This is a genomic window from Pedobacter sp. JY14-1, from assembly GCF_029269825.1.
Classification (GTDB): domain Bacteria; phylum Bacteroidota; class Bacteroidia; order Sphingobacteriales; family Sphingobacteriaceae; genus Pedobacter.
Window position 1 is genome coordinate 162,475 of the sequence record NZ_JARJHU010000003.1, and the last position, 13,988, is coordinate 176,462.

The following is a 13,988-nucleotide window of genomic DNA, read 5'->3' on the forward strand; positions in this document are numbered from 1 at the left end:
AAGGACCGTCCTGATTAACGATGGCGCGATCACTGCTGTCAATGCATTGCAAGTTCCTGAGAATTGTGAAGTTGTGGACGCTGCGGGCGCTTACCTTGTACCTGCGTTTATTGACTTGCAGGTTTATGGCGGCGGCGGCCGGTTGTTCTCTGCTTATCCTGAACCAGATAGCCTTAGATTAATGGACGAGGACCTGTCATCGCAGGGGGTTGCCGGTTTTCTTGCCTGCATAGCGACAAATACGGATGAAGTCTTATGGCAGTCGATTTCGGCAGCGAAGGCATACCGGTCTGAGGCGAAAGCACTCTGGGGACTGCACCTGGAGGGACCTTATTTAAATGTGAAGCGCCGGGGCGCCCATGTTGCGGAATACATCAGAAAGGCACAGTTAGATGAGTTGAAGCGTTTAATAGATCACGCTGATGGTGTCGTAAAAATGATGACTGTGGCTGCTGAAGAACAGGATGACGATGTCATTGATTATTTGCTGGATACAGGTATTATACTTTCACTTGGCCATAGTGATGCCGGGTTCGACCAAGCCACCGCTGCGTACGATCGCGGGTTCAGAACGACTACACACCTTTTTAATGCAATGTCTCCCATACACCATCGTGCTCCTGGAATTCCTGTGGCGTTATTTGGTCATCACTCTGCAATGTCAAGCATTATAGCGGATGGCTTTCATATTGATTTCGAGGTAGTACGTATGGCCCACCGGCTATTGGGGGAGCGCCTGTTCCTGATTACTGATGCCGTTGTCCCGTGCGATGAAGGGCCTTACCGGCACCGCCTGGAAAATGGGCGGTATGTTACCCCGGATGGTACAATGTCTGGGTCTTCGATCAGTATGCTCGACGCAGTAAGAAACTGTGTGATGCATTGTGGAATTACATTAGCCGAGGCATTAAGAATGGCCTCGCTTTATCCTGCGAAGCTAATGAATATGGCAGATCACTACGGGCGAATAGATGTCGGAGCGAATGCCGGCCTGATGTTGTTGTCCGAAGACCTTCGAACTGTACATGTTTTCAGGGCTTAGTGTAAAAGGAACAATAATTGCTTTTTTTTCCAATTTTAGCTAAGTTTGGGGCCATGAAATATAAACGTATCCTACTGAAGCTAAGCGGCGAATCGCTGATGGGCGAAAAGCAATATGGCATTGATAATGAAGTTGTAAGACAATACGCGGAAGACATTAAAGCAGTTCACGAACAAGGACTTCAGATTGCTATAGTTATCGGTGGGGGGAATATTTTCAGAGGTTTAAGCGCGGAGAAGTCCGGCATGGACCGCGCACAGGCTGATTACATGGGGATGCTGGCTACGGTGATCAATAGTATGGCCTTACAGGATGCCCTGGAGAAGGTTGGCCTGAAGACCCGTTTGCTGACTGCGATCAAAATGGAGCAGATCTGTGAACCTTTTATCAGAAGGAGAGCGATGCGCCACCTGGAAAAGGGAAGAGTGGTAATCTTTGGTGCGGGTACTGGAAACCCTTATTTTACTACCGATTCTGCTGCTGCGTTAAGGGCTATAGAGATCAAGGCAGACGTAGTGCTGAAGGGAACAAGGGTAGATGGCATCTATACTGCTGATCCGGAGAAGGACCCTGCAGCAACAAAATATGCAGAGATTTCCTTTAAGGAGGTCTATGCCAAAGGGCTGAATGTGATGGACATGACGGCCTTTACGCTTTGTGAGGAGAACAAATTGCCGATCATCGTGTTTGACATGAACAAGGCCGGTAATTTCATGAAGATCGCAAGCGGGGATGCTATAGGTACGTTGGTTAGCTAAGGCTATCCGGCCAAAAGAAATACTGGGATTAACTTGTTGAAAATATAGATATATGAACGACCTCATAAAGAAGCAACTTCAGGACGCACAGGCTTCAATGGATAGGGCCATTCTGCACTGTGAATCTGAACTGACCAAGATTCGCGCGGGGAAGGCGTCTGCCGGAATGCTGGATGGAATTATGGTTGACTATTACGGAAGCCCTACTCCGCTAAGCCAGGTAGGAAGTATCAATACGCCAGATGCGCGTACGCTGCTCATCCAGCCCTGGGAAAAGGCTTTGCTGGTACCTATCGAGCGGGCGATCATGGAGGCGAATATTGGCATCAATCCTCAGAACGACGGTACGATCATCCGCCTGGTGGTGCCGCCGCTGACAGAGGAGCGCCGTAAGGACCTGGTGAAGAAGGTGAAGGAAGAAGCAGAGCGAGGCAAGATCACGGTCAGGAATATCCGGAAAGACGCTAACGAGAAGATCAAGAAGCTGAAGGGCGAAGGTGTTTCCGATGATGAGATCAAAACCGGAGAGGCTGAAGTACAAAAGATCACAGATGCCTATATCGTGAAAGTGGATAAGCATGCAGAAGCTAAGGAGAAAGATATTATGACTGTTTAAGTCAGAATTTATAATCTGCAAGTAATATAAAGGGAATGAGGCGAATGCTTTGTTCCCTTTGTTTATTTTTGGACGCTGCTTTTTTAAGCGGTCAGACAAGACTTAGTATTTTATGAAGATTTTATATAGTTATTTGCGGAACTATAAAGGGCTGATTGTGCTGGCCCTTTTTTTAGCGGCTGTAAACCAGATATTTTCATTTCTGGACCCTTATGTGTTCCGGCTGATCATTGACAAGTACGTAACGAATTACAAGGAGTATACGACCCAGGAGTTCATCAGGGGGGCGGGGGTGCTGATCCTGTTGGCTATGGGTGCGGCGATGGTATCGCGGATCGCGAAGAACTTTCAGGACTATTATGTGAATGTGATTACCCAGCGCCTGGGTGCGAAGATCTATTCCGATGGCCTTGCTCATTCTCTGGAGCTTCCCTACCAGGTTTTTGAGGACCAGCGGAGCGGTGAGACGCTGGGTATCCTGCAAAAGGTAAGGATCGATACTGAGAAGCTGGTACAGGCCGTGATCAATGTGCTCTTTACCAGCATTATCGGGATTATCTTCGTGACAGTGTACGCCATATCGGTATATTGGGTAATTGCGGTCGTCTACTTCTCTGCAATCCCTTTGCTGGGCTTTTTAAGTTCTTTCTTAAGCAAGCGGATTAAGCGGGTGCAGAAGAATATTGTGGCGGAGACCACTGCCCTGGCCGGGTCTACAACGGAATCGTTGAGGAACATTGAACTGGTGAAAAGTCTGGGATTGGCCAATCAGGAGATCAACAGGCTGAATACGACGACGACGAAGATACTGGGGCTTGAGCTGAAGAAGATCAAATACATCAGGAGCCTGAGTTTTATCCAGGGTACGTTTGTGAACTTGTTACGGAACGGATTATTGTTCCTGATGATGTACCTGATCTTTGCGGGCCGGATCACCGTGGGTGAGTTTTTCTCATTGTTCATTTATTCCTTTTTCATTTTCGGACCTTTGCAGGAGCTGGGTAATATCATTAATATCTACCGGGAAACGGAAGTCTCCCTGAATAATTTCGAGCGGATCATGTCGATCCCGAGAGACAAAAAGCCGGAACATCCGAAAAGTATAGATAAAATCAGGAAACTGGATTTTGAAGCAGTAAGTTTTAAGCATCAGTCTGCTACCAATAATGCGCTTAACGGGATCAGCTTTGAGACGGAGATCGGTGAGACGATCGCTTTCGTAGGGCCTTCAGGATCCGGTAAAACGACCCTAGTGAAATTGCTGGTCGGGCTTTACCAGCCAAAGATCGGCAGCATCCGCTACAATGGGATTTCGGAATCGGAGCTTGACCTGGATGTGCTGAGGGAAAAGATTGGTTTTGTAACTCAGGATACGCAGTTGTTTTCAGGAACGATACGGGAGAACCTGCAATTTGTAAGACCGGGTGCTACTGATGAGGAATGTATGCAGGTATTGCAACAGGCGGCTTGTCAGAACTTGCTGGCCAGGGCAGATAAGGGGTTGGATACGCTGATCGGTGAAGGCGGGGTGAAGGTATCGGGCGGAGAGAAGCAGCGTTTGTCGATTGCACGTGCATTGCTGAGGAAGCCCGATATCCTTGTGTTTGACGAGGCGACTTCGTCACTGGATTCCCTTACCGAGGAAGAGATCACCGCAACGATACGGGATGTTTCGGACATAGCTAACCACATTACCATACTGATTGCCCACCGGCTGAGCACGATCCGTCATGCAGACAGGATCTATGTACTCGAAAAGGGCAATGTCATTGAGCAGGGTACCCATGATGAACTGTTAAAGCAAAATGGACTGTACTATGCCATGTGGAGACAGCAAGTTGGCGAAAGATGATCAGACCTTCTGCTCGTTGATGTCCTGGAGACTTAGCCTGGTAAGACCTTTGGTCTTCAGATAAGTGATGCCGGCGACAAGAATGGTCATGCTGCCGCCGAATACTACCGCAGGTACGGTCCGCATGAGTTTAGCAGTAAGTCCGGATTCGAAGGCACCAATCTCGTTGGAAGAGCCGATGAACATACTGTTTACCGCAGAAACACGCCCCCTCATGTCATCTGGTGTAAGCAATTGCATAATGGTGGAACGGATGATAACACTGATGCTGTCAAATGAACCTTCCATAAAGAGCAGGAAAAGCGTCAGGTAAAAGTTTTTGGACAAGCCATAACAAATGATGCTGGTGCCGAAACCGGTTACGGCGATCAGCAAGTTTCTCCAGGGTCTGTTCATGGGCGAGAAGCGGGTCATGAGCAGCATGGTCACTACCGCTCCGCCGGAAGCTGCCGCACGCATCAGGCCCAGCCCTTCAGAACCGACCTTCAGAATGTCGTTGGCAAATACGGGAAGCAAGGCCACGGCTCCGCCGAAGAATACCGAGAACAGGTCGAGGCTCATGGCGCCGAGCATCATCTTGCTTTTGAACACGAAGCGTACTCCTTCTGTCAGGCTTTTGACAATGTCTTGTCCCGGGATGAAAGTAGGCGGATGTGGTTTAAGAAAGAAAATACAGACCAGTGCGGTGGCTATAAAGATGATGATAACGATATAGGTCACCGTGATGCCATAGAACCCGTAAATGAGCCCGCCTGTGGCTGGACCGAGTATAGATGCCGCCTGCCAGCTGGAACTGTTCCAGGTACTGGAATTTGGATAGAGCTTTTTGGGGATGATCTGTGCCATGAGTGAAAAGGTGGCCGGAGCAAAGAAGCCGCGCGCGATGCCGATACCGAATACCATAAGGTACATGATGTTCACGATATATTTTGAGGGTACGTAGACATGCATTTGCCCGGAAGTGGAGATAAGCATGACCAGGGTGCACAGGAAGACTCCCGAAAAGATCTTCAGTAGTAAACCTCTTTTTTCCGACTTATCTGCCACATAGCCGCCATAGAGAGCGATACCGATAGCCGGGATGGCCTCGCAAAGGCCTACAAAGCCTAAAGCAAGCGGATCCTTTGTAAGGTGATAAATGTGAAAGCCGATGATCACAGCCTGCATCTGGTAGGCAAAGGTGAAGAAAAACCTCATGCCGAGATAAGACCTGAATTCCCTGTATCTTAAGGCGGCAAAGGGATCAGGTTTTTCTATAATTTCTGTACGGTCCAAAGGGAGAAATTTTGGACAAAGTTAGGGCTTTTCTGAAAAGGTCCGGGTAAAAAGTACCCGGGTACTTACACGATCTTGTCATAAAATGCCCTGTAAGCCGCAGCGCTGTCAGGAGCGAGGTTGATTGCAGCCGAAACTGCGATGCCATGGACACCTGTGGACATCAGCAGGTCTATGTCTTTTTCGGTAACCCCGCCCACTGCAAGTATGGGAAGTTGAAGTCCCAGGTCCTGCAACTGTTCAACAGCCTTACGGTACCCTTCAGCAGAGATGTGAGGATAATCGTTGGGCTTGGTAGCGGTTTCTGAAAAAGGGCCGTAGCCTGCGTAATCTGCACCTTCGGCAGCCAGCCTGAGGAGCCCTTCCAGAGTATTTGAGGAACCGCCCAGCGTGATGTCTTCACCGACCTGCCTGCGTATGGCCTTAAAGTCTGCCTGCATATCTTCAATATGAAAGCCCTGGATGTCTGCCTGGCCCAGCAGGTGTATATGATCTGTGACGATCAGGGTCGTACCCCAATCGTCACAAATGTCTGCGATTTGCCTGATGTCTTCCAGTAAGGCTTCATCTGTCTTGCTGAGACAACGGTATTGTATCCACTTGGCCCCCGCCTGGCAGGCCGTGCCGGCCTGCTGGATATGGCTCAGTCCCGGCAGGTCATGAGTAATGAAGTGGAGTTTTTCAATGAATTTTCTCATTCAGAATTTCAGGTTAAGAGACAGCAGAAAATTGGTGCCCGCTTGTGTAAAATAGAAATTTTCAGTGGTTGTAGCACCCTGATAGATGGAGCTGTAGGTGTAGCCATTGCTTTCATACTTTTCGTTAAGGATGTTGTTGACCAGCAGGGCAAGATTGATGTTCCTGATCCCGGCAATGCTGAAATCATAACCCAGTCTGATATTGTTGACGAAATAAGCGTCCAGTCGCCTGCTGTTATTCTGGGTATTGTCCAGGTATTGCGCGCTGACAAATTTTGCCTGCCATGCAGCAGCCAGGCCTTTAAGCGGTTTATACACCAGTTCGCCGAAAAGCACCGTGTTCGGAGAAAAGGCAATGTCGGGGCTTTTGTAGGTAGTGGCTACCAGCCGGGCGATGTCAAAGTTGTCATCGTATTCTGGAACGTAATCTACATAGTTCCGGATCTTGTTGCGGCTGAAGGCGGCATTGGCATTAAGTGCAAATTGCCTGCTGAGCACGACCGAAGCATCCAGTTCCAGGCCCAGCCTGTAGCTTTTATCTACGTTTTGACGATAAGCGTCGGAAAATTCGTTGATCTCCCCGGTAAAGATGAGCTGGTCTTTATAAAACATACCGTAGATATTTGCCCCGGCGTTTATATTGTTGTTTTTAAAGCGGTAACCGGCCTCAATGTCCTGCATTTTCTCGGGCCTTGGAACCGGGAGCCCGGTTTTGAGGTTGGTAAAATCATCGCGGTTGGGTTCTTTACCAGCGACACTGTAGGAAGCATAAACATTGCTTTGCGCATCCAGCAGCAGAGTTGCACCTACCTTCGGGTTGAAGAAGTTGTAATTGTTGTCAAAATTCAGCGATTTCAGGTTTTTGTCGGTCCCGCTGATCTGATAACCTACGTTCCGGTATTGCAGGTCGGCAAAAAGGCTGAGTTTCTCAGCAAGTGTATAGTTGATTTTACCGAAAATATTGAAGTCGTCTTTGCTGCCCTTACCGTCATAATAGTGGTAGTTTTCAGGTATGCTGCCGGCAAATTGCGCCCAGGTGATCTCTCCGAAATGTTTGCCCCGGTATTGGTTATAGGCTCCGCCAAGGGTAAAACTAAGGTTGGCCTGTGGCTGATAGTTAAATGCATAAGTGAGCCCATAAAAATCATTGTCCAGCCAGCGGCGCCGTACCAGGTCGGTTGACTTGATGTCTGTTCCGTTTACCGGTACGTTGGGCAGGCCATATTTAGAGAACTTTGCTCCGGATTTGAACTCTTCAAAATAACCTCTGCCATCGGTGTAGTGTAATGCACCGTTAAAAGAGAACTTATCACTGATCTGCCTTGCATAGAGTGCCTGATAGTGGTTCTGCCAGTAGTTGTCATTCTGGTCTTTGTAGGTAAAGGAATTATAGGTCCTGCTGCCGGAACTGAGCATGTTGGCGGCATCGGCTTCGCTCAGGTAATTGCGGTCAATGTAGGCTTGCATGCCCGCCTGATCGCCATTTAACCTGGATTCGGGGATGCCGTTCCAGGCCTGGTAGGTTTTTTCGTTGCCGGCAAAGACGTTTACACGTAATAAGTCTTTGTTTCCCTGGTAAGCCCCCGATAGGAAATAGGACTTGAGGTCTGAGGCTGCCCGGTCGATAAAACCGTCAGATTTGATCCTTGACAGGCGGCCGTCAAAGGAAAACCCGCCCCCGATGTGCCCGGTACCTACGCGGACCGTATTTTTCAGGGTATTGAAGGAGCCATAAGTGTTGTTCAGTTCCGCATAGGGCGCGGTCTGCGGTGGCGCGGTCTGCAGGTTAAGGCTTCCGCCGAATGCGCCTGCACCGTTGGTAGAGGTGCCTATGCCGCGCTGAATCTGGATGTTGTCTACCGAGGAAGCAAAATCGGGCATATTCACCCAAAACGTGCCCTGGCTTTCACTGTCATTGTAGGGAATGCCATTGATGGTCACATTGACCCTGCTGGCATCACTTCCCCTGATGCGGATGCCGGTATAACCAACTCCTGCCCCCGCATCTGAGGTAACCACTACACCGGGTGTATTGCTGAGGATGAAGGGCAGGTCCTGACCAAAGTTGTTCGCTTCGATCTCTTCCCTGCTGATGTTCTTATAGGTGGTTGCTGAGCGTTCACCGGCCCTGGTGGCTTTCACGATCACCTCATCGGCAAGGAACGTATTGGCAGACAGTTGGAAATCAACAGTCTTGTCAGCATCCAGGCTGATCGTTTTTTCAACACTTTGATAACCGACAAAGCTTACGGTGATGACATGGCGGCCATTATTGAGGCCGGTGATCCGGTATTGACCGTTGTTATCGGTGTTGGCACCCCGGGCCTGGTTTCTGAGCAGTACAGTTGCCCCGGCAAGGGGTTTTCCTGAAGGATCGGATACGGTACCAGAGAGGACAGATTGTGCCATAGACAGCAATGGCGATAGCAGTACAGCTAAAGCTGCGAAGATTGATCTTTTCAATTTTCTGTAATTTAAATTTCCCATAATGTTAATCCCTACGCCGGCATTATCCGGATCAGGTGCTCATACCTGGAGGTATGACGGGTATACTCTCAGCCTGATTTTGTGTTTTTGTGCAAAACAAGGCACCCCGTGTTGATGAGGCAAATATAGGAAACAATGTTGGATTGCAAAAAAACCTGCAGTCAGGCCTTCGCTGACGTGTGTTTAAGCCCTGCTAAGGAAGGCGCCGACTGCCTGGAGTGCATTCTGAAAGCGGTTTTCTATACCCCCGATCACCTGGTAATCTGCGTTCAGTGCCTGGAGCTCCCGATGCCATATGTCCATAAAATACTCCCTTTTGTGCGGAAAGTCGCGGAGCGGGTCTTCTTCCCAGGGCAGGTCGATGTCCATCAGCAGGTAAAAGTCGTAGTGGTAGAGCGGCAGTGCTTCAAGTACGGCCTCCGGAGTTTCACCCAGCATTTCGTCACTCCAGATTTTTACGGTCAGAAAAGTCGTATCGCAAAAAACGAGGTCCTTTTCAAGTATGGAAAGGATGGAACTTTCCAGGGCGACCTGGCCGTGGAACATATTGGCCTCGTCCTGTAAAGTACAGTCACCTTTCAGCGCGGCGCAGTAATAGCGCGCATATTCGGGTACCCAAAGTGTATGGTAGTGTCTGGCCAGCTGCGCCGTGATGGTCGATTTTCCTGTGCTCTCGGGGCCTACAATGGCTATTTTCTTAATGGGCTTGTTCACGATAGGTCTTTTTCCAGTCCAGATAGCCTTTCAGCGCAATGACAACTAAAAATGCATAAAAGACGGCACTCAAATTAAGGTTTTTATAAATATAGAGTGGTACGTAACAGATGTCTACAAAGATCCAGAGCAGCCAGTTTTGCAGGATCTTTCTGGTGAGCAGTACCTGGGCCACGAAGCTGACGGCTGTACAGAAACCATCCGCATAAGGCACATCGGAATCGGTAAACCTGTCAAGGAAAAGTCCCAGTATGCCGGAAAGCAGCAATATAGCCATGATGACCACGACCCACTGAGAACCCCTGAGTGCGGATACCGGCTCCTGGTGTTCCGCTTTTTTAAGGACCCAGAAATACCAGCCATAGAAGGCCGTGAAGAGAAAGTAAAACTGCAGGGCCATGTCACCATACATCCGGGCATCGAAAAATACCCAGGCATAACAGAGTACGCTGATGATGGAAACCGGCCAGCTGAGCACCGCTTCTCTGGCCGCAAGGTAAATGCAGGCGAAACCTGTGATCACCCCAAGCCATTCCGGCCATGTGGTATGGTGGAATTGGTCAGACAGGAGTTCCAGAAACGAGTGGAGCAACGGCATGCCCAAAAGTATAAAAATTATTTGGGGTCAGGGGCCGCGGTGAAACTCAGCGCGGTGCGGAGGCTGATGTCTGAAGTGGTGTTATTCCGGAGTACATATTCCATGCGTACCTTCAGGTTACTCCCCCTGATATAGTTGTCAAGGAATTTGGAGTTGTCAATGTCAAGTACGAGACTATTGCCTATATTCTCCTGAACATCGCTGCGGGAAGCCACCATGATCTCCCCGCTGCTTCCGCTGGAGATGAAGAGTTTCACCGATTTGAATATTCCCAGACTTTGGTTTGCCGGGTTATTCGCGGTAACTTTTGCCGCTGCGATCCGCACTTCTTTGATGTAGCTGGTACCGTTCTGATTGCCGAATATTTCGTCGAAGCTGGAAGCAGAAGAAGTCGCAGTAGCCGTTGTACCAGCCTTGGTTGCTGCAGGAACGATCAGTGTTGCGGTGTAAGGGAAGGTAGATTTGATGATTGACTGCATGGTTGCACAGCCGGTCAGTATCGCCGCAAAGGCTGCTGTAAGAAATAGGAGCTTTTTCATACAGAACCGGGTGCAAATCTTGTTCCAAAGGTACGTGGGGCCTCAAACAATTGGGGGCTCCACTTGTCTATAGAAGGAACAGCGTAAAGATTATGAATAAGAAAAGATCTTTTTTCCTGGCGGTAGTAACCTTATTCAGCGTCGCACTGCCTGGATTTATCCCGGTAAGACAGGGCGGCATCAGGGGAACGGTAGCTCCGGCAGAAAGTGCGGTGCAGGTATTTGCCATTACAGGAAAGGATACCCTGCAAGCGGAAATCAGCAATGGAAAGTTTGCTTTTAATCAGGTAAAGAAGGCAACCTATACACTCCGGGTAAAGGCCAGGCCGCCGTATAAAGATACTTCTTTAGAGAATGTCGCCGTCATTGACAGCGCAATAACAGACGTTGGCGAGATCAGGCTCTACAACTGACAGCCTTTTTAAAAAAAGACGGTATTTTTATGTGGTAAAAGCGTAACTTTGCATCCCGACAGAAGAGTCGGGGTCGTTTACGGTTTATCTTGCTTCTCTTAGGCCTTCCTGTCTGAAAATACACTATAAAACTTTAGACTTTTAAAAGCCTTATGCCTAAAGACACCTCCATACGCTCAGTATTAATCATCGGATCAGGACCTATCATTATCGGCCAGGCCTGCGAGTTTGACTATTCGGGATCGCAAGCTGCATTGTCCCTTAAAGATGAAGGGATCGAAGTATCCATCATCAATTCCAACCCCGCAACGATCATGACAGATAAAGTGATCGCGGACCATGTTTACCTGAGACCACTTACCGTAGACTCGATCGAGCAGATTCTTTCAGAACGCAAGATCGACGCCGTGCTGCCTACTATGGGTGGCCAGACCGCGCTGAACCTTTGCAAGGAGGCGGAAGAACGCGGGGTATGGGAAAAACATGGCGTAAGGGTGATCGGAGTGGACGTGGACGCTATCGAGAAGACCGAGAACAGGGAAGCTTTCCGTCAGCTGATGGTAGACATCGGTGTGGGTGTAGCGAAATCCAAGATTGCCAATTCTTTCCTTGAAGGCAAGGAGGCTGCACAGGAGATCGGCTATCCGCTGGTGATCCGGCCTTCCTATACACTGGGGGGTACAGGCGGGGGCTTTGTCCATAAGAAGGAAGATTTCGATGCTGCACTTAAGCGCGGGCTTGAAGCTTCTCCTACCCATGAGGTACTGGTAGAACAGGCTGTGCTGGGCTGGAAGGAGTATGAGCTGGAACTTTTGAGGGACGGCAATGACAACGTCATCATCATCTGTTCGATCGAGAACTTTGATCCGATGGGTATCCATACCGGAGACTCGATCACAGTTGCCCCTGCAATGACCCTTTCCGACAGGTGTTATCAGAATATGCGCAACCAGGCGATCCGCATGATGCGCGCCATCGGTAATTTTGCCGGCGGATGTAATGTGCAGTTCTCTGTAAACCCTGAAAATGAAGATATCATTGCCATCGAGATCAACCCCCGTGTGTCAAGGTCTTCTGCACTGGCAAGTAAGGCCACAGGATATCCGATCGCAAAGATCGCCTCTAAACTGGCCATTGGCTATAACTTAGATGAAATTGAAAACCAGATCACCAAAACGACATCGGCTTATTTCGAGCCAACGCTTGATTATGTGATCGTGAAAGTGCCACGCTGGAACTTCGACAAGTTCAAGGGTGCCAATATGGAGCTTGGACTGCAGATGAAGTCTGTGGGAGAGGTTATGGCCATCGGGCGTACCTTTATCGAAGCACTGCAAAAGGCTTGTCAGAGTCTGGAGATCGGCCGTTCGGGCCTTGGCGCAGACGGCAGGCATAACCGCAGCATCGACGAGATCATGTATGGCCTGGAGCATGCCAGCTGGAACCGCCTGTTCCTGATCAAGGATGCCATGAGTATGGGTGTGCCGCTGGAATCTATCCGTAAGGTGACCCGCATTGACAAATGGTTCCTTGCGCAGATACAGGAGCTGGTAAACCTGGAAGTAGAGCTCAAGCGCTATTCGCTGAACAATATCCCTAGGGATTTCTTCTTTACACTGAAACAGAAAGGCTTCTCTGATGTACAGATTGCTTATCTGCTGGGTAATGTTACGGAGGACGAGGTTTATGACCGCAGAAAGGAACTTGGTATCCGCCGTGTTTACAAGATGGTAGATACTTGTGCAGCTGAGTTCGCCGCGCAGACGCCATATTATTACTCCACATTTGAGGAAGAAAATGAATCGTTGCCGTCAGACCGGCAAAAGGTGATCGTACTGGGTTCAGGGCCTAACCGTATCGGACAGGGTATCGAATTTGATTACTCTTGTGTGCACGGCTTGCTGGCTGCGAAAGAGAGCGGGTTTGAGGCGATCATGATCAACTGTAACCCTGAGACGGTATCCACCGATTTCAATATGGCCGACAAGCTGTACTTCGAACCGGTGTTCTGGGAGCATGTGCGCGAGATCATCGAACTGGAAAAGCCATTGGGTGTCATCGTACAGCTTGGCGGCCAGACAGCGCTGAAAATGGCGGAAAAGCTGCATGAACATGGTATCAGGATCATTGGTACCGCTTACCAGGATATGGACGTTGCGGAAGACAGGGGCCGTTTCTCTGACCTGCTGAAGGAACTGGATATTCCATATCCGAAATATGGTGTCGCTGAAAATGCTGAAGAAGCGATCAAAGTGGCTAACGAAGTAGGTTACCCTGTTCTGGTAAGACCAAGTTATGTACTTGGTGGACAGGGAATGAGTATCGTGATCAACGATGAGGACCTGGAAAAAGCAGTGGTAAAACTACTGGGAGATCTTCCGGGCAACAGGGTACTGATCGACCACTTCCTGGACAGGGCCGAGGAAAGTGAATCAGATTCCATCTGTGACGGCGAAGACGTACATATCGTCGGTTTAATGGAGCATATTGAGCCGGCGGGTATTCACTCCGGAGATTCCAGCGCGGTATTGCCACCATTTGGCTTGTCTGATAAGGTGATCCAGGATATGGAGGCTTATTCTAAAAAGATTGCAAAAGCACTGAATGTAATCGGTCTGCTAAACATCCAGTTTGCAGTAAAAGACGATAAGGTTTATGTGATAGAAGCCAATCCAAGGGCATCGAGGACCGTTCCTTTCATTGCAAAGGCCTACGATGTGCCGTATATCAATATCGCTGCTAAGGTCATGCTGGGAGTAAACAAGCTGAAGGATTTCAAGATCGAGCGTAAGCTGGAAGGGTATGCCATTAAAGAACCGGTATTCTCTTTTGAAAAATTCCCTGAGGTCAACAAAGAACTTGGTCCGGAAATGAAATCAACCGGAGAAGCGATCAGGTTTATCAAGTCATTGGAAGACCCGTATTTCAGGAAGCTGATCAAGGACAAGTCTATGTATCTGTCAAAATAAAAGGTATTCTTCAAAATATCTAAAGGT

General features: G+C 49.0%; 12 protein-coding genes. 6 read left to right on the forward strand and 6 right to left on the reverse strand.

Going from position 1 to position 13,988, the window contains the following annotated elements; translation table 11 throughout:
• The 4 genes from nagA to P2W84_RS06765 form a co-directional block, all read left to right on the forward strand.
• On the forward strand, positions 1–1,042 hold a 1,042-nt coding region (gene nagA / locus P2W84_RS06750; RefSeq protein WP_276089358.1), incomplete at its 5' end, for an N-acetylglucosamine-6-phosphate deacetylase.
• Between the two features lie 53 nt (positions 1,043–1,095).
• Positions 1,096–1,800: a UMP kinase gene (gene pyrH, locus P2W84_RS06755; RefSeq protein WP_276089359.1), complete on the forward strand. Its 705-nt coding sequence runs from the start codon at positions 1,096–1,098 to the stop codon at positions 1,798–1,800.
• A gap of 52 nt (positions 1,801–1,852) precedes the next feature.
• Complete coding sequence (gene frr / locus P2W84_RS06760; RefSeq protein ID WP_276089360.1) at positions 1,853–2,416, forward strand: ribosome recycling factor; 564 nt, start codon at positions 1,853–1,855, stop codon at positions 2,414–2,416.
• 112 nt (positions 2,417–2,528) lie between these two features.
• A complete protein-coding gene (locus tag P2W84_RS06765; RefSeq protein WP_276089361.1) occupies positions 2,529–4,268 on the forward strand; it encodes an ABC transporter ATP-binding protein in 1,740 nt (579 codons plus the stop codon).
• On the opposite strand, the gene P2W84_RS06770 is transcribed toward P2W84_RS06765, so the two are convergent.
• The 6 genes from P2W84_RS06770 to P2W84_RS06795 form a co-directional block, all read right to left on the reverse strand.
• Entirely contained in the window at positions 4,269–5,543 is a 1,275-nt protein-coding gene (locus tag P2W84_RS06770; protein ID WP_276089362.1) for an MFS transporter, read from the reverse strand.
• A gap of 65 nt (positions 5,544–5,608) precedes the next feature.
• Complete coding sequence (locus tag P2W84_RS06775) at positions 5,609–6,241, reverse strand: thiamine phosphate synthase (RefSeq protein WP_276089363.1); 633 nt, start codon at positions 6,239–6,241, stop codon at positions 5,609–5,611.
• Positions 6,242–8,704, reverse strand: a complete 2,463-nt coding sequence (locus tag P2W84_RS06780) for a TonB-dependent receptor (RefSeq protein WP_346348951.1) — start codon at positions 8,702–8,704, stop codon at positions 6,242–6,244.
• Between the two features lie 207 nt (positions 8,705–8,911).
• Positions 8,912–9,442, reverse strand: a complete 531-nt coding sequence (locus P2W84_RS06785; protein ID WP_276089365.1) for an ATP-binding protein — start codon at positions 9,440–9,442, stop codon at positions 8,912–8,914.
• Positions 9,426–10,040 (reverse strand): nicotinamide riboside transporter PnuC, encoded by a 615-nt coding sequence (pnuC, locus tag P2W84_RS06790; protein WP_276089366.1) that lies wholly within the window; start codon positions 10,038–10,040, stop codon positions 9,426–9,428. Before pnuC ends, P2W84_RS06785 begins: the two co-directional genes overlap by 17 nt.
• 17 nt (positions 10,041–10,057) lie before the next feature.
• A complete protein-coding gene (locus P2W84_RS06795) occupies positions 10,058–10,579 on the reverse strand; it encodes a hypothetical protein (protein WP_276089367.1) in 522 nt (173 codons plus the stop codon).
• A gap of 92 nt (positions 10,580–10,671) precedes the next feature.
• On the opposite strand from P2W84_RS06795, the gene P2W84_RS06800 reads away from it, so the two are divergent.
• Positions 10,672–10,992, forward strand: a complete 321-nt coding sequence (locus P2W84_RS06800; RefSeq protein WP_276089368.1) for a carboxypeptidase regulatory-like domain-containing protein — start codon at positions 10,672–10,674, stop codon at positions 10,990–10,992.
• A 152-nt stretch (positions 10,993–11,144) separates the two neighbouring features.
• Positions 11,145–13,961, forward strand: a complete 2,817-nt coding sequence (gene carB / locus P2W84_RS06805) for a carbamoyl-phosphate synthase large subunit (RefSeq protein ID WP_276089369.1) — start codon at positions 11,145–11,147, stop codon at positions 13,959–13,961.
• Positions 13,962–13,988: the final 27 nt, after the last annotated feature.